21 protein-coding genes are annotated in these 23,835 nt (G+C 56.3%); 12 read left to right on the top strand and 9 right to left on the bottom strand.

Features of this window, described 5'->3' with window-relative positions; translation table 11 throughout:
- Nucleotides 1-10: 10 nt before the first annotated feature.
- The 8 genes from paaB to B142_RS0104010 all read left to right on the top strand — a co-directional run bounded on the left by paaB (nt 11) and on the right by B142_RS0104010 (nt 6,745).
- Nucleotides 11-310 carry a 1,2-phenylacetyl-CoA epoxidase subunit PaaB gene (gene paaB / locus B142_RS0104045; RefSeq protein ID WP_018120268.1) on the top strand — a complete coding sequence of 100 codons (300 nt, stop codon included), beginning with the start codon at nt 11-13 and terminating at the stop codon, nt 308-310.
- The gene (gene paaC / locus B142_RS0104040) at nt 307-1,140 is read left to right on the top strand and encodes a 1,2-phenylacetyl-CoA epoxidase subunit PaaC (RefSeq protein ID WP_018120267.1); all 834 of its coding nucleotides are present in this window, start codon (nt 307-309) and stop codon (nt 1,138-1,140) included. Before paaB ends, paaC begins: the two co-directional genes overlap by 4 nt.
- Before the next feature lie 34 nt (nt 1,141-1,174).
- Complete coding sequence (paaD, locus tag B142_RS0104035; protein WP_018120266.1) at nt 1,175-1,714, top strand: 1,2-phenylacetyl-CoA epoxidase subunit PaaD; 540 nt, start codon at nt 1,175-1,177, stop codon at nt 1,712-1,714.
- Between the two features lie 2 nt (nt 1,715-1,716).
- On the top strand, nt 1,717-2,886 hold the full coding sequence (gene paaE, locus B142_RS0104030) for a 1,2-phenylacetyl-CoA epoxidase subunit PaaE (RefSeq protein WP_026167826.1): 1,170 nt from the start codon (nt 1,717-1,719) through the stop codon (nt 2,884-2,886).
- 84 nt (nt 2,887-2,970) lie between these two features.
- A complete protein-coding gene (locus tag B142_RS0104025; RefSeq protein WP_018120264.1) occupies nt 2,971-3,747 on the top strand; it encodes an enoyl-CoA hydratase/isomerase family protein in 777 nt (258 codons plus the stop codon).
- Between the two features lie 64 nt (nt 3,748-3,811).
- Complete coding sequence (locus B142_RS0104020; RefSeq protein ID WP_018120263.1) at nt 3,812-5,017, top strand: acetyl-CoA C-acyltransferase; 1,206 nt, start codon at nt 3,812-3,814, stop codon at nt 5,015-5,017.
- Nucleotides 5,018-5,059: 42 nt separating this feature from the next.
- The gene (locus B142_RS0104015; protein ID WP_018120262.1) at nt 5,060-5,836 is read left to right on the top strand and encodes an enoyl-CoA hydratase/isomerase family protein; all 777 of its coding nucleotides are present in this window, start codon (nt 5,060-5,062) and stop codon (nt 5,834-5,836) included.
- A 24-nt stretch (nt 5,837-5,860) separates the two neighbouring features.
- Nucleotides 5,861-6,745, top strand: coding sequence for a 3-hydroxyacyl-CoA dehydrogenase family protein (locus B142_RS0104010; protein WP_018120261.1), 885 nt, complete (start codon nt 5,861-5,863; stop codon nt 6,743-6,745).
- Here B142_RS0104010 and B142_RS0104005 read toward each other — a convergent pair.
- The gene (locus B142_RS0104005; RefSeq protein ID WP_018120260.1) at nt 6,742-7,149 is read right to left on the bottom strand and encodes a PaaI family thioesterase; all 408 of its coding nucleotides are present in this window, start codon (nt 7,147-7,149) and stop codon (nt 6,742-6,744) included. The two genes, B142_RS0104010 and B142_RS0104005, sit on opposite strands and share 4 nt — an antisense overlap.
- 94 nt (nt 7,150-7,243) lie before the next feature.
- On the opposite strand from B142_RS0104005, the gene paaZ reads away from it, so the two are divergent.
- Nucleotides 7,244-9,358, top strand: coding sequence for a phenylacetic acid degradation bifunctional protein PaaZ (paaZ, locus tag B142_RS0104000; RefSeq protein ID WP_018120259.1), 2,115 nt, complete (start codon nt 7,244-7,246; stop codon nt 9,356-9,358).
- 24 nt (nt 9,359-9,382) lie between these two features.
- Here the strand turns inward: paaZ and B142_RS12870 are convergent, their stop codons facing one another.
- Nucleotides 9,383-10,987, bottom strand: coding sequence for an HNH endonuclease signature motif containing protein (locus B142_RS12870; protein ID WP_018120258.1), 1,605 nt, complete (start codon nt 10,985-10,987; stop codon nt 9,383-9,385).
- Nucleotides 10,988-11,561: 574 nt separating this feature from the next.
- Here B142_RS12870 and B142_RS0103990 point away from each other — a divergent pair.
- On the top strand, nt 11,562-12,869 hold the full coding sequence (locus tag B142_RS0103990) for an anaerobic C4-dicarboxylate transporter (protein WP_026167824.1): 1,308 nt from the start codon (nt 11,562-11,564) through the stop codon (nt 12,867-12,869).
- A 17-nt stretch (nt 12,870-12,886) separates the two neighbouring features.
- On the opposite strand, the gene B142_RS0103985 is transcribed toward B142_RS0103990, so the two are convergent.
- Both B142_RS0103985 and panD read right to left on the bottom strand, forming a co-directional pair.
- Complete coding sequence (locus B142_RS0103985) at nt 12,887-14,359, bottom strand: anion permease (RefSeq protein ID WP_018120256.1); 1,473 nt, start codon at nt 14,357-14,359, stop codon at nt 12,887-12,889.
- Nucleotides 14,360-14,498: 139 nt separating this feature from the next.
- Nucleotides 14,499-14,915, bottom strand: coding sequence for an aspartate 1-decarboxylase (gene panD / locus B142_RS0103980; protein ID WP_018120255.1), 417 nt, complete (start codon nt 14,913-14,915; stop codon nt 14,499-14,501).
- 171 nt (nt 14,916-15,086) lie between these two features.
- On the opposite strand from panD, the gene B142_RS0103975 reads away from it, so the two are divergent.
- Entirely contained in the window at nt 15,087-16,412 is a 1,326-nt protein-coding gene (locus B142_RS0103975) for an ATP-binding protein (RefSeq protein WP_018120254.1), read from the top strand.
- Between the two features lie 14 nt (nt 16,413-16,426).
- Here the strand turns inward: B142_RS0103975 and galK are convergent, their stop codons facing one another.
- From galK to B142_RS11845, 5 genes are all read right to left on the bottom strand, one after another.
- Nucleotides 16,427-17,668: a galactokinase gene (gene galK, locus B142_RS0103970; RefSeq protein ID WP_018120253.1), complete on the bottom strand. Its 1,242-nt coding sequence runs from the start codon at nt 17,666-17,668 to the stop codon at nt 16,427-16,429.
- Entirely contained in the window at nt 17,661-18,842 is a 1,182-nt protein-coding gene (gene galT, locus B142_RS0103965; protein ID WP_018120252.1) for a galactose-1-phosphate uridylyltransferase, read from the bottom strand. The genes galK and galT overlap by 8 nt, the downstream gene beginning before the upstream one ends.
- 14 nt (nt 18,843-18,856) lie before the next feature.
- Nucleotides 18,857-19,165, bottom strand: a complete 309-nt coding sequence (locus tag B142_RS0103960) for a hypothetical protein (RefSeq protein WP_018120251.1) — start codon at nt 19,163-19,165, stop codon at nt 18,857-18,859.
- An 18-nt stretch (nt 19,166-19,183) separates the two neighbouring features.
- Complete coding sequence (locus B142_RS0103955) at nt 19,184-20,839, bottom strand: sodium:solute symporter family protein (RefSeq protein ID WP_026167821.1); 1,656 nt, start codon at nt 20,837-20,839, stop codon at nt 19,184-19,186.
- Between the two features lie 199 nt (nt 20,840-21,038).
- The gene (locus B142_RS11845) at nt 21,039-21,983 is read right to left on the bottom strand and encodes an aldose epimerase family protein (RefSeq protein ID WP_018120249.1); all 945 of its coding nucleotides are present in this window, start codon (nt 21,981-21,983) and stop codon (nt 21,039-21,041) included.
- 308 nt (nt 21,984-22,291) lie between these two features.
- On the opposite strand from B142_RS11845, the gene B142_RS0103945 reads away from it, so the two are divergent.
- Complete coding sequence (locus B142_RS0103945; protein ID WP_018120248.1) at nt 22,292-23,833, top strand: PepSY-associated TM helix domain-containing protein; 1,542 nt, start codon at nt 22,292-22,294, stop codon at nt 23,831-23,833.
- Nucleotides 23,834-23,835 lie beyond the last annotated feature (2 nt).

The raw sequence follows: 23,835 nt of genomic DNA, 5'->3' as shown, positions 1-23,835 counted from the left end.
CGCAAAACTCATGACTGAAAATAATACGAAGAACCAATGGCCGCTGTGGGAAGTGTTTGTTCGTTCCGGCCGTGGACTATCCCATGTGCATGCCGGGTCTTTACATGCCCCCGATGCCACGATGGCCCTGCGTAATGGACGTGACCTGTATACGCGACGGAATGAAGGGACCTCTGTCTGGGTGGTGCCCTCAGAAGCAATTACCTCTTCTGACCCAGATTCCAAAGGTGGATTTTTTGAATCGGCCTCTGGCAAGAACTACCGCCATGCGACGTACTACGAAAAATCTGAAGGAGTGGCCCACCTATGAGTTTCGCTAATACTGAATCCGCTACGAAGCAAAACCAAGGCGAAGGGATTACGGCCGAGTTCATTCAGCAATCCGATGCGCGTGCCGACGAGACCACCGCACGATATGCACTCATGCTTGGCGACGATGCGCTGATGCTCGGACAACGGCTTGGGTGGTGGATTTCTCGGGCGCCTGAAATGGAAGAAGATGTCGCTTTGGCGAACATCGCGTTGGATTTGATCGGGCATGCGCGTTTTTTTCTGAGCTACGCAGGTACTGCTTGGGATAAAACCGAAGATGACCTCGCATATTTTCGTAATGAAGAACAATTCCGTTCGGCCCGGCTCGTAGAACAGGAAAATGGGGACTTTGGGCAAACCATTGCGCGACAATTCTTGTTTAGCTATTACCAATTGGGCTTATATGCGCGTTTAGTTAATAGCAGTGACACGACTATTGCTGCTATCGCTGCGAAAGCTTTGAAGGAAGCGCAATATCACGTGGATCATGCGAATCAGTGGATTCTTCGGCTTGGTCTTGGCACAGAAGAATCTAAGCAGCGCATTGAAGACGGTCTTTACTATATGTGGCCGTACGTTGATGAGCTGTTTGAAAATCTTCCAATTCACGAAGAGCTCTCGCCATCAGGGGTTGCAGTCTTGCCCTCCAGTTTGCGAGAAGAATGGGATGAGCGCGTGCAGTATGTGCTGCGTGAAGCTGGACTGGAAGTTCCGACTTCGAAACCAGCGATGAGCGGGCAGCGGACTGGTCGTTTTTCTGAGCAACGCGGTTATATCTTGGCCGAAATGCAATCACTTGCCCGGCAACATCCGGGTGCAACGTGGTAAATAGTACTGCGGTGCGGGCAAGGAGTTGAAGTTTATGTCTAGAAAGAAAACTGCACATCCATTACGGCCGCAGGATCAGGCGGACGCGAAAATATGGGACGCGGCAGCGCAAGTGACTGACCCGGAGATTCCCGTCATTTCCATTGCTGATCTGGGAATTCTGCGAGACGCACAATTGTCCAACGGTACAGCTGTAGCCACAATCACTCCCACGTATTCCGGCTGTCCGGCAATGGAAACAATTACAGATGATGTCGTAGCCGCGTTGCATAATGCAGGGTATGACCAGGCAGAAGTCAACGTCGTGCTGCAACCAGCCTGGACCACCGATTGGATCACTGAGCAGGGTCGCAAAGACTTGCGCGACTACGGGATCGCTCCTCCGACCGGTAAATCAGCCACGGTAAACAGTGGTCCAATTCCTCTGCAAATTGGTATGCCCTCTCCGGTGGCGTGTCCACATTGCGGCTCTACCAAGACACAAAAAATCAGCCATTTTGGTTCAACATCCTGCAAAGCGCTGTATAACTGCCAAGCATGTTTTGAGCCATTCGATTATTTCAAGGTGCACTAGCAATGAGTTCCACGCCAACAAACAAGTCAAACAAAAAGAAAAAGGCGACGTTCAATACGTTACAGGTATCCCAGGTGCGGCCGCTGACCGACGACTCGGTTGAGGTAAGTTTTGCCGTCCCCGAAGATTTACGCGATGACTACGATTATGTGCCCGGCCAATATGTGGCACTGCGTGCGACGATTGGCGGAAAGGAAGTGCGCCGCTCGTATTCCATCTGCGATTCCCCAGGCGGAGGAGTAATCAGGGTCGGAATTAAGCGTGATTTCGGCGGCGTGTTTTCGACGTGGGCAAATACCGAGCTACAAGTCGGTGACGAGATTGATGTAATGAACCCACAGGGGGCTTTTACATCGCAAGTGCGCGTCACCGGGCTGAATAATCCGCAGCAAATTAGCGACGAAATTGAACAGATCACGAGCCCCCATCTCGTGGCAGTGGCTGCGGGATCAGGAATCACTCCCATCATGGCTATTGCCCAGTCGGTACTGCAGCAATCAAGCGACGCTACCTTTGAGTTGATTTATGGCAATAAAGGCGGTGACAGCGTCATGTTCGCTGAAGAAATCGGCGACCTGAAAGATAAGTACCCCACTCGTTTCTCAGTTCACCACATCCTGTCGCGCCAGCAACGACCGAACCCCATGTTTTCCGGGCGCATTGATGAGGAGAAGCTCAACGATCTCCTCGATCACGTCGTCCAGACAGAAGATGTGTCCGAATGGTTCCTGTGTGGCCCGTATGAGCTGGTGCAATTGGTGCGCCGTGAACTCGAAGAGCGTGAGGTGGCAGACAAAGCTATTCGCTACGAGCTTTTCAGTACCGGTAAGCCTACAGATGGTCCGCGGCCTGATGCTGGTGCTTCTGTGAAAGAAGACCCAGAAGGAAACAACATCACGGTGAAATTCACTCTTGATGGATCTTCGGATTCTGTTCAGTCACCTGAATCGGCAAAAGAAACCGTCCTTAATGCGGCGTTGCGGCAGCGCTCCGATGTGCCATTTGCATGCGCGGGAGGCGTTTGCGGTACCTGTCGAGCGAAGGTTCTTGAGGGTGAATACGAGATGGAAGAAAATTTTGCTTTGGAAAAAGATGAAGTTGAGCAGGGCTATGTCCTTACTTGCCAAACCCGGCCCACCGGAAATTCCATCACTGTTGACTACGACGCATAACTAGCCACCTTAAATATAGAACCACCTCAAATACAGAAACGCCTAGATAGCGAACCGCCCATTTACAGAAACTAAGGACCCAGTATGATTGATCTCCATCTCGATCACGATGCCAATTTGGCCGAGGTTGTTCTCAACATTCCCAAAGCAATGAATTCTTTACAAGAAGCTGACATTGCTGAATTAAGCCGCGCGTACTCAGATGCAGCGAATGCAGGAGTGCGAGCGCTAATTCTCCGGGGCGAAGGTAAAGGATTTTGCGCAGGACGAAACATCAAGGGCATTGAACCGGAAAATGATGATGCCTATGAATATTTGGAACGCCAGCTAACACCAGTCTTGAAACAAATGAGCAAATTTCCTGCTCCCACATTCGCGGCGGTGCACGGCCCATGCCTGGGCGTGGGGCTGGGACTCGCTATTGCGACAGACGTGGTTTATGTCGCAGAGAATGCCAAAATCGGCTCTCCGTTTGCCAAACTTGGCGCGACCCTCGATTCCGGTGGTCACGCACTTTTTGTCGAGAGATTGGGCGCGCACCGGACGATGGACTTGATTATTTCCGGTGATCTCATAAGCGGGGAAGAAGCGGTCAAACTTGGTTTGTTCTCACGGGCGCTGCCAGAAGAAGAATTGTTGGAGTTTACACATCGGCAAGCGAAAACCGCAGCACAAGGGGCTACCCAAGCTTTTATGACATCGCGTGAGCTTGTGTCTGATATCCGTGACCGACGAATGGGTTTGTGGGACAGCCTGCATAAAGAAAACAAGCTACAAGCTCAATTGTGCGCATCAGCGGACTATAAGGAAGGATTTGCGGCCTTCAACGAAAAACGTGAACCGAAATTTACTGGTCAGTAAAACCCTGCGTAGGCAGTCAATGGACGCATGAATAGATGAACACACGAATAAAGGAGCAATAAACATGGCTACTAACGATGCTTTTTTGATATCTGCGAAACGCACCCCGGTTGGGCGCTACGGTGGGGCATTATCTGCTGTGCGTCCGGATGATCTCGCCGCATTGACTGTCAAAGCCGTACTTGAAGACACCGGGCTTGAAACCACGGCGGTGGATGAAGTGGTCTATGGCAATGCCAACGGTGCAGGAGAAGAAAACCGGAACGTGGCCCGAATGGCGTGGTTACTTGCCGGTGGTGATGAATCTGTTCCAGGCATGACGATTAATCGGCTGTGCGCATCAGGCATGTCCGCAATTTCGGTTGCCAGCGCCATGGTGCAATCAGGACAAGCCGACGTTGTTATTGCAGGCGGAGTGGAATCGATGTCCCGTGCGCCTTGGGTGATGGAAAAGCCGACCAAAGGTTTCGCCAAACCAGGTGAAGTATTTGATACTGCGATTGGATGGCGATTTGTCAACGAAAAATTCGCTGCGAAGGACAAAATGACTTATTCCATGCCGGAAACGGCTGAGGAAGTCGCGCGGCAGCGAAATATTTCCCGGGAAGATGCTGATGAATTCGCTGTACAGTCGCACGAACGTGCTTTGCAAGCGATTGCTGCTGGAAAATTCGATCGGGAAATAGTGCCAGTTAGCGTTGTTGGACGCAAAGGTGCGGTGACGGTCGTTGATACAGACGAAGGACCACGGCCGGGTACAACGGCCGAAGTCTTATCCCGGTTATCTCCGGTTGTGGCAGGCGGAGAAGTCACAACGGCAGGTAATGCATCGTCCTTGAATGATGGCGCATCAGCGGTGGTTGTGGCTTCACAAGCAGCAATTGATAAATATGGTCTGCGCCCGCGCGCTCGTATAGCAGGCTCCACAGCTGTTGGCGTAGCACCGGAAATTATGGGAATTGGACCGGTGCCAGCAACAAAGAAACTCTTGGATGTCACCGGGTGGGAATTATCTTCGGTTGATGCAATCGAACTCAATGAGGCCTTTGCCTCGCAATCCCTTGCCTGCATCCGGGAGTTGGGCCTTGCTGAGGCGAAAGTCAATGCCTGGGGCGGGGCAATTGCTCTTGGACACCCACTTGGATCCTCTGGGTCACGGCTTGTCACTACTTTGCTGCACAGGTTGGAAGATGCCCAGGAACAACGAGGTATTGCCACGTTGTGCGTCGGTGTTGGGCAGGGCTGTGCGATAGCTATTGAACGAGTCTGATCAGCCAAAGTTCTGACCAGTACAAATAAGGAAAGAAGCGATATGACTTTTCCAGAATTCCGGACCCTCCGAATCCAGCAGCACGACGACTGCGTAGTTGCGCAGCTTGACCGGCCACAGGTGCGTAATGCCATAGACCAGGTCATGGTCGACGAGTTGCATGAGTTATGCGGGATTGTGGAAAAAGACCCGCAGACTTTGGTCATCACTGGTTGTACCGTGGAGACTTCCCATGGGGAAAAAGCCGTCTTTGCCTCGGGTGCAGATATTGCTCAATTGCGTGAACGACGCCGTGACGACGCGCTGCGCGGTATCAATTCCACGATTTTCCAACGGATCGCGCAGCTACCTGCTCCCGTCATTGCTGCCGTTGATGGTGTTGCACTGGGTGGCGGCCTGGAATTGGCATTAGCTGCTGATTTCCGGATTGCGACCCCGGAAGCAAAATTTGGTCAGCCAGAAGCACAGCTCGGAATCATCGCTGCTGCTGGTGGGACTTACCGATTGAAAAATTTGGTGGGTGAAGCCGTCGCAAAGGAGATCCTGCTCGCCGGGCGAATTCTGGATGGGACCGAAGCAAAAGAGACCCATCTGGTCAATGAATTGTATTCAGCAGACGAATTAGTGGCAGGAGCGCACGATCTCGCGGCACGAATCGCGAAGCAGGATCCTTTAGCAGTACGCATCACGAAGCGAGTATTGGACATGCCTGAGGCCGCTCATCCGCAGGTCGATAACTTGGCACAAGCAATTTTATTTGAATCCGATGCCAAATTTGAACGTATGCAGGAATTTTTAGACCGCAAGAATAAGCGATAAAAACTGGAGTCAGGAGAAAATACAATGAGTGAAACCGCAGAGTCACCAACCACAGCGAAGAGCTTCCCAGATCGGGTCGGTGTCATGGGAGGCGGACGAATGGGTGCAGGGATTGCGCATGCATTTTTGTCCGCGGGCGCAACCGTCATAGTCGTCGACATTAATGATGATGCTTTAGAAGCTGCACGCAATCGCATCACCAAATCTGTTACCGGATCGATCGACCGTGGTGCTCCCGGAACCGCTGAGGAATGGATGCAGCGTGTACAGCTCAGTACGGATGCTGGCGATTTTGCTGACTGTCGTCTCGTTGTTGAAGCAGTGCCCGAGTCGATGGAGCTGAAAACTAAAGCCTTTAACGCGATTTCACAAGCAGCGCCCGAAGCTGTGATTGCTACTAACACGTCGTCGCTGTCAGTCACAGAACTTGCCGACGTGGTCACGAACGATGTGATCGGACTACATTTTTTCAATCCGGTACCAGCGTCAAAACTGGTAGAGGTCGTCGTCGCCAAGAGCACCCCAGAGAAACTGGTGAGTGATGCTCAAGAATGGGTAGAAGCCCTCGGTAAAACGCCAGTGGTGGTCAAAGATGCACCGGGGTTTGCGTCCTCGCGGCTTGGTGTTGCTATCGCGTTGGAAGCTATCCGCATGGTGGAACAGGGTGTTGCGAGCCCGAAAGACATCGACAACGCGATGGTGCTCGGCTACAAATTCCCAGTAGGCCCACTAGAATTGACTGACATCGTCGGTTTGGATGTCCGATTGGGGATTGCGGAATATTTGGAAGAAACCCTGGGCAAGCGGTTCGCTCCACCGAAACTCATGCGGGAAATGGTGGAACGTGGTGAGCTCGGTCGAAAAGCAGGCAAAGGGTTCTACGATTACAGCAGTGATTCCCAATGTTAATTTCGGGGATCAACGATGGCATTGCTGATGCGCGCAGTGCACAATCGCTTGCCGACGTCGTCCGTGATGATGACTTCGTGGCTGCACATTGTTTTGCCCAGTTTGATTGCCGTTGCCGTTGCCGTTACCCAACCATTTCTTCCCGACGAATGATGGGTGGCATTAATGTCTACTCCAACGGCGACTTTGCCAAACCGCGAGGCGTGGATAACTGCGGCCCAAGAACCGACCGCTTCTGCTAAACACACCATGGCTCCGCCGTGTAACAGGCCTAAAGACTGGCGGTTGCCGTCAATCGGCATCCGCGCAACGACGGTTTCTGGGGATTCTTCCAGAACTTTTACGCCCATCTTTTCATCTAATTCGCCAAGAACAATTTTCCATGTGGAATCTTCAGCCATCATAGGCTCCTTCAAAAATTCATAACAACGGTGGATCGTCACAACCACTATAGGGCTCTCACTAGAGATCGTTTCCCAGAATAGAAAGGACTACAAAATGACTACGACAACAGCAGATACCTCCACGCCGGAAGAAACGGCTCAGGTCGTACCAAGCTATCTCCGCGGCCAGTGGGTAACACCAGAAGACGTTTCTGATGCAACGCAAGTGCGAGATGCCGCGACCAGTGAGGTGGTCTGCCGGTTTAGCGCCAAAGGCTTGGATATTGCTTCCGCGGTGGATTATGCACGCGAAGTAGGCGCAAGTAACCTGCAAAAATACACGTTGCATGAGCGTGCGATGATGATTAAAGAGATGGGGCTTTACCTGAAAAAGCACCGGGATGAGTTAAACGCGCTCGCGCATAAAACCGGTGCGAATAAGCGGGACAATTTTGTTGACGTTGATGGTGGGATTACCACCGCGCTGGTTATTTCATCCAAAGCACGGAAAGAATTACCCAATTCTCAGGTCATCGTTGATGAGGCAGAACCGGAAGTGCTTTCGGCCGACGGCTCATTTTTGGGCACCCATATTTTCGTTCCGCAGCAGGGAATTGCCGTTCAGATCAACGCGTTTAACTTTCCGGTATGGGGGATGTTGGAAAAATTTGCTCCTGCTTTTATCGCGGGAGTTCCCACTATCGTCAAGCCGGGTACTCCTTCTGGGTACGTCACCCAGGCTTGTGTGAAGCTCATGGTTGAGTCCGGCATTTTGCCAGATGGTGCGCTTCAATTGATTTCGGGTTCGGCGCGGGATTTGCTGGATTATTTGGATTACCGGGACCAAGTGGCATTCACAGGGTCTGCAGCGACAGCGCAGAAATTACGTGCGCATCGCAATGTTTCCGAAAACGGTGTGCAGTTTAGTTCTGAGGCTGACTCGTTGAACGCGGCTATTTTGGGCGCGGATGTAGCTCCGGAAGATCCTGAGTTCGAGATCTTTATCAAGGCGGTCTTCGCCGAAATGACTGCAAAAGCTGGGCAGAAATGTACCGCCATCCGTCGTGTATTGGTGCCAAACCACTTGAAGGGTGCTGTTGCACAGGCATTGCGCGAGCGTTTAGTGGCGAAAGTGATTGCCGGAGACCCACGTGACGAGAATGCGACGATGGGGCCGTTGGTTTCTGTGGACCAGCGCGCTGATGTCGCGACGGCAGTGACTCGCTTGGTAGATGCCGGTGGACAGTTGGTCTGCGGTGGACCGGATGAATTAGACGGTGCATATTTTGCTCCTACGGTGCTCACCTTCGATGACGCTTATGCACCGGCCGTTCATGAAGTTGAGGCTTTTGGTCCCGTGGTTTCTATTGTTGGATATTCGGACACCGTGGAAGCGATTGAATTGGCTGCGCTTGGTCGAGGATCTTTGGTTGCCTCTGTGGTTACTCACGACCCAGAAATTGCTGCTGAGTTTGCTCGTGGGATCGGGGCGCACCATGGTCGATTGCATTTCCTTGACCGGGACGACGCGAAAACCTCGACTGGACATGGGGCTCCTCTGCCGAATTTGATTCACGGAGGGCCCGGTCGTGCTGGCGGCGGCGAAGAATTAGGTGGCGTGCGTTCCATCAAGCACCACATGCAGCGGGTTGCGATCCAAGGAACGCCTGATCACCTGACTGCCATTACCGGAATTTGGCATCGGGGAGCGAAGGTGAACAGTGTGTCACGGGAAGACGTGGAGTCCGGCCGCGGGGTGCATCCATTCCGGAAATCGATTGCGGAGCTAGAAATTGGTGACCAGTTTGTTTCCGATTTCCGTGAGGTGCGGTTGGAAGACATTATCGCGTTTGCAGATTCTACTGGTGATCAGTTCTATGCTCATACAGATGCGAAGGCTGCCGCAGCGAACCCGTTTTTCCCGAGCCAAGTAGCGCATGGCTACTTGCTGGTTTCTTGGGCAGCTGGATTGTTCGTGGAACCCGCGCCGGGCCCGGTGCTGGCTAATATTGGCTTGGAAAACCTGAAGTTTTTGACCCCGGTTCCTGCTGGTGATTCCATCCAGGTGGTGCTGACTTGTAAACAGATTAAGCCCCGTGAGACCGAAATTTATGGCGATGTTTATTGGGATGCGCAGTTGTTGAACCAGGATGGTGAGTTGTGTGCTTCCTATGATGTGCTTACTGGTGTGGAAAAGGAACACACTACTTTTGTGAATTGGGCCGACTAGTTCCGTGATTTTGCGCCTGGTTATTTAAAACGGCGGCTCGGCGTAAGACTTTTGCTGGGCAGCCGCCACCCAGGGGTCGCCTTCAACTGCGTGGTTAGCGGCTGAGCTCTGGTCTGCGCGCTCCCCGGTAACCTCTGGTTCGAGGTGTCGAATTGCAGTAATTGCTTCTTGGATTTTGTCGAAGTATTTCCGGCAGGCGGCAATCTTGATCACGCGGAAACTATCGTGATTCAGCATGCTCTGCAGCTTTAAGATATCGCTATACCAGAGCTGTTGGCCTTCCGACTTTGTTTTCGATGTACTCGGTGTCTCCGACGGTGTTGGCATCCCCGGCGTAGGTGCTTGGTTGCTCTCTGCGGTCAAACGCTGCATCTTCTGCGCTTCTTCGCGCTGGGCATTGCGGTAGCACGCCATTTTCTGTGCCACGGTTTGTACCCAGCGCCGGTTCGGTTTGGCCAATGGGCCTTCTGCTTCGGTGGATTGCCAGGTGCCGTCGGCGAATAACCACACAGTGGTTCCGCTGGCTGGTTCGAAAATGGGGCGGGCGCGGCGATCAGTTTTGATGTTGTGGTGGTGCTGGCACAGTGCGATGAGGTTTGCCGGGGTGGTTGCGCCGCCGTTGTCATATTCGATGACGTGGTCCATTTGGCAGGTGGTCGCTGGTTCTTCACAACCTGGGTAGCGGCAGTGTCCATCGCGGCCGGTGACTGCGGCGCGCATGGTTGGTGTGGTGGTATAGCCTGCGACTTCGTGGTTGGCTACGGCGTCCATGTCGTGGTGCTTGGCTGCCTCACCGGCAAGGGCGTCGGCGGCCGCACCGAACAGTGTTTGTTCGCCAGCGCCCGTAGTCGTCGACACGAACAGCGGGGCGTCGTCGACGTCGTTCGCACGGTAGCAATTCAGCGTCACGGACGTTTGTGCATTTCCCAAAAGTAGGTCGATGGTGGCGTCGCGAAGCGAAAGGCCGGTTTGTTGTGCATGTTCGCGGATGTGCGCATCAATGGTCACGGCGGTGGCGGCGTCGGTATCGAAGCGAATTTCATGCGTATCGGTATCGTTGCGCTCAAAATCGGGAATATCGTTGACACCGTAGGTTTTCCTGGGCGATTCCTTCTTTTTGTCCTTGCGCACCGAAGAATCAAGGGCATCAATTTCGCGAGTGATCCGGTTTCTGATGGTTCTTCTCGACGCCATCTGTTGGTTCGGTTTCGTTGGAGTGAGAAGATCTACGAGCAGCTCATCGACGGCGGCAAACAGGTGGGCATTGACGGCACCTGCCTTGTCCAGTGCGCGGTCAATGGTGATCCAATGGTCGATATCCAGTTGCCACATGGAGGTTGCAAGTTTGCGCAACTTCGGAAGATCCGACATGCGGTAAAACGCGGCGGCGATGTCACCGGCCTTGTAATTGCTAATGCCACTGGCTGCAGTGATATCGCGCAGCATGAGATCGAAATCATCACTGGCGAGATCAGTAATTCGTTTCCACGCAAAGTACGCGTGACGACGCAGCTCCAGCATTGCCATGGCATTTTTATTATGTGGATTGCAGTGGGTGAAATATGCCTCCGGGGAGCCCGAAGAATGCTCGACGCCGTGACGGTTTCTGTGGTTGTTGTTCTGTGTCATGACGCCCTCCCCGAACGTTATTGCTAATTAAGATGATTTCAGTCTAGTGGGGGATGTTCAAAAAAGCAATGGTGTTCGAATGGTGTAGTGCCCTAAAAATTTGGGGCAGTGCGTTATGGAACCTCATGACGTCGAGAGTAGTCGGATATAAGTGCAACATAAGCGCTAATAATGATGGGATTTTGTGTCCTGGTTCTGTATGGTGCGGGAATTAACTTACGCTGCAGTAAGCCCAAAGGTATGGAAGATGTGTTCGCATTGCGGGAGTATTCCAGCTAAGATGAAGCTTGTGAAAAATTATATATGTTCGAATCGCTTCCGCGTGGCGCTTTGTCGGGGAATCAGGGTGTCACTGCCGAATCGTCTGCACTATCACCTGCAATCAGCTGCAACCGCCTGGTCATTGGGCGATAAACGCCTAGTCAAAAAATTAACCAACTGCGGGAGGGATAAAACACATATGGGGCGCACCACAAATGCACTAATTGTGAAAACGAAAGCAACTGCGTGCGAGACAATGGAAGGGCCACTTTAGCTACAAATAAACTACAAATAAGTGAAAGGGAGCATGGGCATGGTTATTGTTCACATTGCTATCGTGCTCGGCGCCATCTTCCTTGGCGCACGAATCGGTTCCATCGGTATCGGTATGGCCGGTGGTTTAGGCGTCGTTCTGCTGGGCCTTTCTGGAATTCCCGTCACCCGGGAAGATATTCCTTTCGACGTCATCGCCATCATCATGACGGTCATCGCCGCCATTGCAGCGATGCAACGCGCTGGCGGCATGGACTACCTCGTGCATATCGCCGAACGCTTCCTGCGCAAACACCCCAAGCGTATTACCTTCTATGCGCCGGTCGTTACTTGGCTGATGACGGTCCTCGCAGGCACTGGGCACACCGCCTTTTCGACGCTTCCGGTCATCGTGGAAGTCGCAAAAGAAGGCAAAGTCCGCCCATCACGCCCGCTGTCGGTGGCCGTCGTCGCTTCGCAAATGGCTATCTGTGCCTCCCCGATCTCCGCCGCCGTCGTTTTGCTGGCTGGCCTGCTGGAACCGATGGGCGTCGGTTACCTGCAGGTGCTCGCGGTCGTCATCCCGGCTACCTTCATTTCCATCTTCCCAGCTGCCTGGATTGCCAATAAATTTGGCAAAGAACTTGTCGACGACCCGGTGTACCTCGAACGTAAAGCGCAAGGCTTGGTGGCAGAACCCCTTGGTGCGAAAAACTACCAGCCTAGCTCCGGTGCTAAAGCGTCCGTTCTGATCTTCCTCGCTGCCATCGTCATCGTCATGGCCTGGGCAACCATCACTTCCGACCAGGTTGGACTCATCTCCGAGCCAACTCTGCCGCGCAATGAAGCCATCATGACTGTGATGCTGACGGCCGCGACAATCATCGTCATGCTCACGAAAATCCCGGCCGGCGACGTTCTCAACACGCCAGTGTTCAAATCCGGCATGTCCGCCTGCGTGTGCGTGCTGGGTGTTGCTTGGCTCGGAACCACACTGATCAACCACTACCTCGACGACATTCAAAACCTCGCCGGCGGCGTCCTGGAATCCTCGCCATGGTTGCTCGCGGTGGTCCTCTTCTTCGGTGCGGCACTGCTGTACTCGCAGGCAGCGACAACCAAAGCGCTCATGCCAGCGGCCCTTGCCCTCGGCGTCAACCCGGTCACAGCCGTCGCAGCCTTCCCCGCAGTATCGGCACTGTTTATCTTGCCGACGTACCCAACGCTGCTGGCAGCCGTCGAAATGGACGACACCGGCACCACGCGTATCGGCAAAGCAGTGTTCAACCACCCATTCCTGATTCCCGGCGTGGTCAGCATTGCCAGCTCTGTGCTGCTGGGATACCTCTTCGGTTCTGTGATTATCTAGCTATTCGGTGGCTGCTGCTAGCCCATCATGCCTAGCAACGCGAGCCAGGCGGTTCCGACGACGCCGAAGATGACAATGTTGATCACCGAAGCGATAAACGATACGCGGAACCACTCCGCGGTTTTCACGAAGCCGGAACCGTAAATCAAACCAGCCGGGCCGGAAGCATAGTGCGTCAACGCGCCGATCAAGTTGCTGGCAAAACCCAACATGAGCGCGGCAAACAGCGGCGGCGCACCCGCAGCAACAGCCGCACCCAAAAACACCGAATACAACGCGATGATCTGCGCGGTATTCGAAGCAAAAAGATAATGCACGTAGAAATACACCAGCGCCAACACCACGAAGGCCGCAATCCAGTGCATTCCGCCGATCACACCAGCGACACCTTCCCCGATCCAGTCGACGACGCCCAACTCGTTGAGCTGGCTAGCCATGCCCACCAGCACGGAAAAGAAAATCAGTGTCGACCACGCGCCATTATTCGCAGCCATCGTCTTCCAGGTCAACACCTTCGTCACCAACAAAATGGCGATACCCAAAAACGCCGCTGAAGTCGCCGAAACACCCAACTGTGAACCAAACATCCACAGCCCCAGCAGCAACACGAACGTCGCCAGCATGATCCACTCGGCGGCGGTCATTGGCCCAAGATCGCGCAGCTCATCGCGGGCGTGACCCGGAGCATTCGGGGTTTTCTTCAGCGTCGGCGGATACACCTTCGACATGGCCCACGGCATCACAATCAGCGCGACTAAGCCCGGTGCCAAACCAGCCAGCGCCCACGTGCCCCAGCTTATATCAATTCCCTGGTCAGCAGCCAGATTCACCGCCACCGGGTTGCCCGCCATAGCGGTAATAAACATCGCGGAAGTAATCGTGTTGACCTGCAATGCAGTCAACGAGAGGTAAGACCCCAGCCGCCTACGCGATTCATCCGTATCCGGCCGGGAATCATTCACGTGCGCCAGCGATTTAATAATCGGGTAGACCACACCACCAGCACGCGCGGTATTCGACGGCGTCGCCGGAGCCAACACCAAATCCGTCAGCGCCATGCCATAAGACAGCCCGAGCGAACTCCGCCCCAACGCCGACACAAACAACAACGCGATGCGCCGACCAAAACCGGTGATCAAGAAACCATCAGCAATGAAAAACGCGGCGACGATCAGCCAAATCGTGGAGTTGCCGAAGCCTTGCAGTGCCTCTTCCTTGGCATCCATCGTGCCGGTAACCATGGCCACTGCCAGGCCAATCAACGCAACAGAAGCCGTCGGCAAGGGTTGTAAAATCAAGCCCAAAATCGTGCCGACGAAAATCCCCGCCATGTGCATGCCGCGCGGGTCGACGCCCTCGGGTGCGGGCAGGAAATAGATGATGGCGGTTACGGCGACGATGATCGCGACGTGGATGGCGGTTTTCTTCGAAAACTGTGGCTTCGCGCTTCTCGACGAATCCGCGTGTGTTGTTTCTGGAGTGGTGCTCATGCCCGTTCGTTTCGCAATTATTCAAGCTTTGGACACGGGTCATGCTACGCGGGTGGGCAGGCGTCGGGAAGGGTTTTCGGCTGGGAGTTAGCTCACCATCAGCGGCTTGTCGACGCCGTATGTGAGCCCGATGTCTTAGCTAGCCCTCCGGGTGCCGCGGGTTCAGCAGATCCGAGCCCTCCGGTGCATGTGCGGGATCGGCGCCGGCCTCCAGCTGCCTGTTCTGCTCGTCGACGAAGATTACGCGAGAACGGTAGTCGCGTAGTTCCTCGTCGCTGTACTGCGCATACGCGATGATGATCACCAGATCGCCCGGGTTGATCAGCCGCGCGGCCGCACCGTTGATGCCGATGACGCCGGTGCCTCGATCGCCGGTGATCGCGTAGGTGGTCAGGCGGTTGCCGTTGTTGATGTCGACGATGTCGATCTGCTCGCCTTCGAGAATATCCGCGGCCTCCATCAGCGCGGCGTCGATGGTGCAGGAACCGACATAATGCAGGTCAGCCTGGGTGACCGTGGCTCGGTGGATCTTGGATTTCAGCATGGTACGCAACACGGCACATACCTTAGTCGTCGTGGTGGTGTGGTGATAAACGGTCGGATAAAGGCGTGATAAACGGCGTGATAAACGGCGTGCTAATGGGATGATGAATGGTCGGGTAGAAAAGCGATAAATAGACTAGTAGATCCGTGATAAACAGTCGGGTTCAGTGCTAATATCGAGGTCATGGCTCTTAGCGGGTATCAATCAGACGGCCACGAAAATTCAAGTAGCAGCGCCAAAACAAGCAACACAAAGAACTACCTTTGGCGCTACATCGATGACGAACTGGAAGCACTGGATGGTCTGACAGCGATCGCGATCGATGGGGCAAAAGGCGTCGGCAAGTCCGAAACCAGCATCCGTCGTGCAGATGAAACCTGGCATCTAGACCGGGATAACGAGCGCGAATTGCTCTACGCCCAGATGGATAACATCTTGCAGGGTCCAGGCACAATTTGTCTAGATGAGTGGCAACATGTCCCGCAGGTGTGGGACGCGGTGCGGCGCAACGTCGATAAGCACGTGGCTACCAGGTATTTGCTGACTGGTAGCGCTACCCCCACAAGTGGCGTCGACACGCACTCCGGTGCAGGTCGGATTCTGTCATTGCGCATGCGCCCGCTATCGGTGGCAGAACGCGACAACACGCAGCCTAGCGTCCGGATAGCGGAACTATTCGAGCAGAACAATGATTCCCGCGCAGAAATTAGTGGTGCAACCGATTGGCAGTTGACCGATTACGCCGAAGCTATTTGTTCGACCGGGCTGCCGGGCATCTGCACGCTGCCGCCGCGCGCCCGCAGGCAGCACGTAGCGTCTTATATCCACCGGGTGATTGACCGCGATATTCCGGAGCAAGGACTATTGGTGCGCAAACCGGAATCCTTGCGGGCCTGGTGGCGCGCCTACGCTGCAGCATCGTCGACGCCGACGGCATACAACAAAATACTCGATGCGGCGACGGCAGGAGACAGCAACAAAACTTCCAAAGAAACCGCCCAGGGCTACCGCGATATGCTCCAGAAACTTTGGTTGCTTGATCCCGTTCCGGCGTGGCACCCGAACCGCACGCCGTTGAAACGCCTGACCGTAGGGCCCAAACATCAGATTTTTGATCCGGGAATCGCAGCAGCCTTGCTGGGCGTCACAGCAGAAATGTTGGTCTCGCGTGATCCGGGCAGCTGGGAGCTGTTCGGTCAGCTGTTTGAATCTTTGGTTACCCTGACGGTTCGCGCAGCCGGCCAGGCAGCCGAGGCAGAGACAGCACACCTGCGGTTGCAAGGCGGAAGCAGAGAAGTCGATCTGATTCTGGAGCGTTACGACGGCAAGGTCATTGCTTTTGAGGTTAAACTCAACCCGGTCCCCACAGACCGCGACGTGCGGCATCTGAATTGGTTGGGGGAACAACTTGGTTCCCGGCTTGTCGACAAAATCGTGGTCACCACGGGAAGTCATGCGTATCGGCGTGCCGACGGATGCGCAGTTGTTCCTCTCGCATTATTGGGCTAGTGCCGCAGTTCACGCTACGCTTCCCGACGCGCACCCGCACCCGGAAGAGCCACCGCAAATTCGGGTTCGGCAAAACCTGCCTCGGCAAAAGCCCGCGCGATTGCCTCCGCGGCCTGTTCCACCTTCTCGGAAGGCAACAACGCAATCGATGAGCCACCAAAACCGCCGCCGGTCATGCGCGCACCAAGTGCACCGTGTTCCATCGCGACGTCGACCGAAACATCCAACTGCGCCACGCTGACCTCGTAATCATCACGTAGCGAAGCGTGGCTGGCCTGCATGGATTCGCCAAAACCGGCCAGATCACCACGCTGCAATTGCTCGATCGCAGTGGCAGTACGGGCAATCTCGCTGACGATATGCCGGACCCGCTTGCCGACGACCTCCTGCCACGCAGCAGCATCCACCCCATCCGGGGTGTTGGCCTCCGCCCAGCGCGCAGATGCGGCCTCGGCATCAGTGGCATACCGCAGGCTCGTCACCTGCAAGTCAGCAGTCACGCCATCGACGACGGCGCGACGTGAGGCGTACTGGCCGTCGGCAAGCGAATGCGGTGCATTCGTGTTGGTGATCAGCACGGCCAAACCACGGTCAGCGATCTGGAATGGCACCTGCTGGGTGGAATCGGTGGCGAAATCAATCGCCAGGGCGTGGCCGGGTTCGGCAAACAGGGCAATGCGCTGGTCCAAACCGCCAGTGGAAGCCCCGACGACCTCGTTTTCCGCGCGGATCGCGGCCTGCATCAACGCAGTGCGGTCTGGCTGAGTTTTGCCGTTAGTGCTGGTTTCTGCCAGGTCCGGCGCAGATAGATCCGCCGCTGCTAAAGCCACCGAACACTCCAGCGCCGCCGAACTCGACAACCCAGCGCCCACCGGAACGTCAGAGACAATCGCGATATCCAGGCCCGGCAGGTCCAAGCCTGCGGCCCAGATGGTGCCCACAACATAGCCCGCCCAATCATCCGGATAACCAGGGCATACCTGGTCCATGGCGATCTCTGCGCGCATGGTTTTAGAACCGAACTGCGAGACCACGCGGTAGACGCCATCCTGATTAAGCGCCGCCGCCACATAAGTGCGCTGCGACAACGCGAACGGCAAACAGATACCACCGGCATAGTCGACGTGCTCACCGATCAGGTTCACCCGTCCCGGCGCCGACCACACACCAGCGGGTTCCGCAAAATGCTCGCGAAACAGCGCGGTGACATCGGCGATTGCCTGCTCGTTGCTGCGGGTGGAAAACCAATTAACCATCGTGATCGGCGACCTCTTCTTCAGCGACTTCTCGGAACCGTGCGGCGATGCGCTCCGGGGTGGTATCGGAAATCCAAGCACCCTGGCCCGATTCACTACCAGCCAAGAACTTCATGCGACCCGGCGAACGCATCAGCGAAAACAGCTGCAAATGCAAGCGGCCATCCTCCGGCGCATTCACTGGCGCCTGGTTCCAGGACGCAATATACGGGGTGCGTTCGACGCCGTCGAAAAAGCGATCCATGCGCTCGAGAATATCCAGGTACAACCGCGTCAACTCGTCTTTTTCGGCATCGTGCAGTTCCGCGAAATTCGGCACCGCGCGGTGCGGGACCAGCATGATCTCTACCGGCCACTTTGCCGCGGCGGGCACGAACGCCGTGAAATACTCGCCCTGGACGACGACGCGCTGGCCGTCGGCATGCTCGCATTCCAGGATGTGATCGAACAGATCCGGGCCGGTTTCAGCGCCAGCGCCAGCGCCAGATTCACCCTGCGCTTCCCGAAATTCCTGCGCGCGGGCAGCGATCTGCGCGGCGCGCTCCGGAACGAACGGATAAGCATAAATCTGGCCGTGCGGGTGCTGCAGGGTGACACCGATTTCCTCGCCCCGGTTTTCAAACGGGTAGACGTACTCGATGCCAGGCAGCGCGGAAAGTTCTTTGGTGCGGTGCGCCCAGGCCTCGACGATGGTGCGTGCCCGGGTATACGGCAGGTCCCGGAAAGAAACCTGCGAATTGGGGGTAAAACAGACTACTTCGCAGCGGCCGTGCCCGGGTTTGCTGGGCACGAAAACAGGCGTGGCCGTGCCTGTTGCAGGGGTAGCCTGCGATTCCGACTGCGCCAGCGACGGGAAGCGGTTTTGAAAAACCACGACGTCGTAGTCGTCGGCAGGAATCTCGGTGGGCAGCTGACCGGGGCGCGTTGGTGCCAGCGGGTTTTCATTCGCCGGCGGCAAAAACGTGCGGTTCATCCGGTGCGCGGCGTAGGTGTACCAGGCGCCAGTCAACGGGTCCTGGCGCAGCTCCGAAGCGCTGGTGGCGGCGGGCAACTCGCGTTCGTCGACAAGCGTGCGGGTACGCTCGCCGGAGACAAACTCAGGCGTGTCATCGAAGTAGAGCAGCTCGCGGCCGTCGGCAAGCTGCGTGCGGGTAATGCGCATCGGATGCTGCATGGAAAACTCCAGACTTAGCGGGTGGTGGAATCGCCGGATTGCGGCTCAGCTGCAGCCTCAGTGCCAGCCTTAGCCTCGTCGATTTTGATCGGGTTGGCCTTCGTCCACCAGAAGAACACACCGGCGGCAATCAGCATGGCCACGCCGGTCCACAGGTTGTATGAGGAATCTTTCGCCGCACCGGTCGCGGCATCGACGCCTGGGTCCAGGAAGAGGAAGCTCAGCAGCAAGATCAGCCCGTACAGGCCCAGTAGTGCGCCGATGACGTTGCGGATGTCGAATGCTCCGGCGGTGTGGGAGCGCTGCGATCCTTGTGTACTCATGATTATGCGTGCTCCTTATTAAACGAAGATGATGTTGAGGATAACGACCAACACCAGGCACAGCACACCCAATGGGACGGTGCGGCGGTACCACGGCAAGCCATTTTCGGTGGCGTCGGTCAGGTTTTCCTTCGGGGTGACGGACTTGACGAAGCCCACCAGCTCCTCGTCCGGCTTTGGCTTGGTCACCAGGGACACGATGATGGAAACCAGGATGTCCACGACGAAGGCCAGCGATGCTGCGACGAACGCGGTGCCCTGGCCCGGCAGGTTGAACAGGCCGGATTCCGCGGCGGAGAAGGTAGCAATCGCCCAATAAACAATCGCGGAGCCAGTACCGGCGACCAGGCCAGCCCAACCAGCGGTCGGGGTCATGCGCTTCCAGAACATACCCAGGATGAAGGTGGCGAACAGCGGCGCGTTAAAGAAACCGAATAAGGTTTGCAGGTAGTCCATGACGTTGCCGAAGTTCGACGCCAGCAGCGCGGTGAATACGGCAATGACGGTGGCGCCGATCGTCGCCAAGCGGCCGACGCGGGTGTAGTAGTCGTCCTCACGGTCTTTGACCACGTAGGTTTGCCACAGGTCATAGGAGAACACGGTGTTGAACGCAGAAATATTCGCGGCCATACCAGCCATGAAAGCAGCCAGCAGACCAGCCAAAGCGACACCCAGCAGGCCGTTCGGCAGCAGATCGCGCATGAGGTACAGCATGGCGTCGTTCGGTTCCGCGGAACCATCCATCAGCGGGGTGACGGTGGCGCCAGCGATCATGCCCGGGATGACGACGATGAACGGCACGAACATCTTCGGGAACGCACCAATGATCGGGGTTTTGCGTGCCGACGACAATGAATCCGCAGCCATGGAACGCTGCACTTCGACGAAGTTGGTGGTCCAGTAACCAAACGACAACACGAAGCCGAGGCCGAAGACCAGGCCAATCGCGGAGACGATGGGGTTGTCGAAACCGGAGATTTCCGTACCCGGCCAGGCGCTGAAGTGGCTCGGATCAGCGACTTTTTCCTTCAAGCCAGACCAGCCGCCGACGCTGTGCAGACCAATCAGGGTCAGCGGCAGCAGGGCAGCGATAATGACGAAGAACTGCAGCACCTCGTTGTAAATGGCAGCCGACAGGCCACCCAAGGTGATATAGGACAGCACGATGACCGCGGCGATCACCAGCGTGACCCACAGCGGCCAGCCCAGCAGCGAGTTCACAACTTTGGCCAGCAGCAACAGGTTAATACCGGCGATCAGCAGCTGTGCCAGGGCAAAAGACAAGGCGTTGACCAGGTGCGCGCCGTTGCCGAAACGACGGCGCATGAACTCTGGCACCGAGCGCACTTTCGAACCGTAGTAGAACGGCATCATGACAATACCCAGGAACACCATCGCCGGGATGGCGCCGATCCAGAAGTAGTGCATGGTTTCGAAGCCGTACTGCACACCGTTGGCGGACATGCCGACGATTTCGACAGCACCCAGGTTGGCGGAAATGAAGGCCAGGCCCGTCACCCACGCTGGTAGCGAGCGTCCGGATAAGAAGAAGTCGATGGAACTCGACACCTTCGATTTCGCGGCCCAGCCGATGCCGAGCACGAACAAGAAATAAATCGCCACCAGGGTGTAGTCCACCCAGGACGCATTCAAAAGCAGGCCGTCTTCCTGCATAGCGGGAACCTCCCGGAAAAATAGGCCTTCCCCACGGCCGAGGACAACCTGCATTGCTGGCCTGCTCGGTCCCTGTGCGAAGGAAAATGGATGTGCGCCTAGCAGCGAAAACTACCCAAGTTAGGTAACCATCACATGTTAGGTGCGATGCGGCGCATTCATCATAACCCTAAAGGGCAAGTTTAGGGTGAGGTGGGGCCTAGATCGCGGAAATTCCGAAGCGGAACCTCGTGCTGCTTGCCGACGCCAACTGCAGCAAGCTCTCGCCACTGCGCAGTGCATTCGGCGGGCAGGTCATCGGTTCCACGGCAACGGCACGCCCGATCGTTGGGGCGGATTCCGGGGACGTATAAACCTGGCACCAGCCAAAACGTTCATCCGCCCAGAGCCTGGCGCCACTACCTGCGGCGTTGCGCAGCTCGATGTGGTGGGCTGCGTGGTTACTGCTGGCCGGTGGCGCATCTAACCGGAAACAATGATCCAGCGTGATTCCCGCCATGTGTTGGTGCTTGCCGACGATCTCCGTGGCCGGAATTTCCGGCCCTGCAGGCAGCAAACGCTCCGGATCCAACGGCAGGTTCGTGGCTGCTGGCATAACCAGCGTGCATTCATCCAGCGGTGCTCCCTGCGCACTGAGGTACGGGTGCCAGCCCACGCCGAAAGGGCTGGATGCTGTGCTGGGGTGGGCAGTTTCGGTGCTGGTGCCAGCGCTGGCGTCGGCGCCGCTATTGGTGACGGTGAGTTCTGCGGACAGGCCATCGTCGGCAAGCGCCCACGTTATGGAATACACCAGCGGCCAGGGCCATTTGGTGCGCGCCGGGCCCTGCCACTGCATAGTGACGGAACCGGGGGAGCGGTCGGTGATTTCCCAGGTGGCATCGGCGGCGTAGCCGTGCAAGGCATTGTTGCGGTCGGGCTCAGTGCAGGGCAGGCGGTGGATGGTGCCGTGGTGGGAGAAGATGCCGTCGCCAGTGCGGTTCGGCCATGGGGCCAAAAGTGCGCCGGCGGTCATCGGTCGGGTGCGCGTATAGCCTGTAACCAGGGGTTTTTCGTGGAAATCGAGTGCGGCTAGGCCAGCGCCATGCGGGTCGATCGTGGCGGTGTAGGCGCCGGCGGAGATCTGCACTGCAGTGTGAGAAGTCATGATGTGCAGTGTAGAAGGTGCGCAGTAGTTGTTGGCAGTTGTTGGCAGCTGTCGGCTAATTGCGCATTATTCGGAGAATTGGCGAAAATTGTTAATTTAGAGGGGGTGCTAATCTAACAATTTTGCGCCGCGTGCGTATTTCACTGGGAAGTTTCAACAGGTTGACTTGAAAAGATCACCAATCCGAAACGTTAAAAATTACTTGGGAACTTTTCCCACTCGGGGTGCGACTACTTTGTGTAGTTCGCGGCTGCAGACGAGAACTTCACCACACAAGTTTTAGTCCCCGAACCCGAAGGCTCATGTCTATGACTCTACGCCAAGATCGCCCAGCGCAAGCATCTACCACGATGCCTGCTGGCGCCGTCGACGAGACCTCTGCGCGCAATAAACGTGGCGCACGCAAACCCAATGCACTTGTGGCGCTGCTCCGACGCCTGCATTTCTATGCTGGCATGTTCATCGGGCCGTTCCTGCTCATCGCAGCCATCAGTGGCGCGTTGTACGCAGTCGCACCCACCGCCGAAAAGTTGGTGTACCAGGACGTTTTGACCGTCACTCCTCCACCTGGCTCGGAAGGTGTTACCAACACGATCTCGTTGGAAGAGCAGGTGACGCAGGCCCACGAAGCCTTCCCGGATTTGGATATTGCCCAGGTGTGGCCATCGTCGGAACCAGGTGAAACCACCCGCGTGCTGCTTATCGACGAAACCATTGACGAGGCAGAACTGCGCAGCGTGTTCGTCAACCCGTACACCGGAGCCGTCGTTGGTGATGAGCCATCTTATTCCGGTCTGGGCGAGTTGCCGCTGCGCCGGTGGATTTCGCACCTGCATGAAAGCATGCATCTGGGACCTGTAGGCGAGTTGTACTCGGAGCTGGCTGCCAGCTGGCTGTGGTTCTTTGCCTTGGGTGGGCTGGTGTTGTGGGCTTCCCGCAATAAAAAGGTGCAGCAGCTATTCGGGTTCGGTAACGCGCGTACCGGCAAAGAAGCGAAAAACAAAGGCTCCGGACGTCGTCGCCTGGTCAACCTGCATGGCGTGACGGGCACCTGGATGCTCGTCGGCATGCTGGCGCTGTCGGTTACCGGAATCACGTGGTCTACTTACGCTGGCGGAAATGTGAACCGCACCGTGGAAGCGTTGCAGTGGCGGGCGGATCCGATCACCACGGAACTCAGCGGTGAATCAGCAGAAGCCGCAGACCCGCACGCAGAACACGCTGGGCATGGCGGTGGCGCGGCGTCCGAGTCCGAAGCTCGCGCCTGGACCCCCGAAGAAATCGCGGAGCAGTCCGACCAGGTCTTGGCGACGGCGCGCGAAGAGGGCCTGACTGGTTCTTTGCGCATGTACCCAGGCGAATCGGTGGAGCACGGCTGGCAGGTCAGCGAGCGCTGGACCGAATGGCGCACCACCTCGGATGCGATTTCTGTCGACGGCGAAACCGGCGAAGTCATCGACCGCCTGCCATTTTCCGAACTGCCGCTGTTTTCTAAGCTGACCTCGTGGGGCATTTACCTGCACATGGGAATCATGTTCGGCCTGCCGCTGCAGATCCTGCTGCTGGTCACCGCCCTGGCCATCGCCGGGCTGGTGGTGTTAGGCTACCTGATCTGGTGGAAGCGCCGCCCAACCCCAGGTGCAACCGCGGGCATCCCGGGGCCACGCACGAAGCTGAGCACCAAGCAGTGGATCATCGTCGCGGTATTCCTGGTTGCCGTGGGCGGTTTCTTGCCGCTATTCGGAATTAGCTTGGCAGCGATGCTGCTTGCCGATGTGTTGCTGAGCAAGCGCGCCGGGCACGCCGGGCACGAAACCAGGCGCGCAGCTGTCGATGGCGCACGTGCTTAACT

Source organism: Corynebacterium propinquum DSM 44285, assembly GCF_000375525.1.
Lineage (GTDB): Bacteria > Actinomycetota > Actinomycetes > Mycobacteriales > Mycobacteriaceae > Corynebacterium > Corynebacterium propinquum.
Note: the sequence above shows the minus strand (reverse complement) of the source record. Positions and strands in the feature narration are given on the sequence as shown.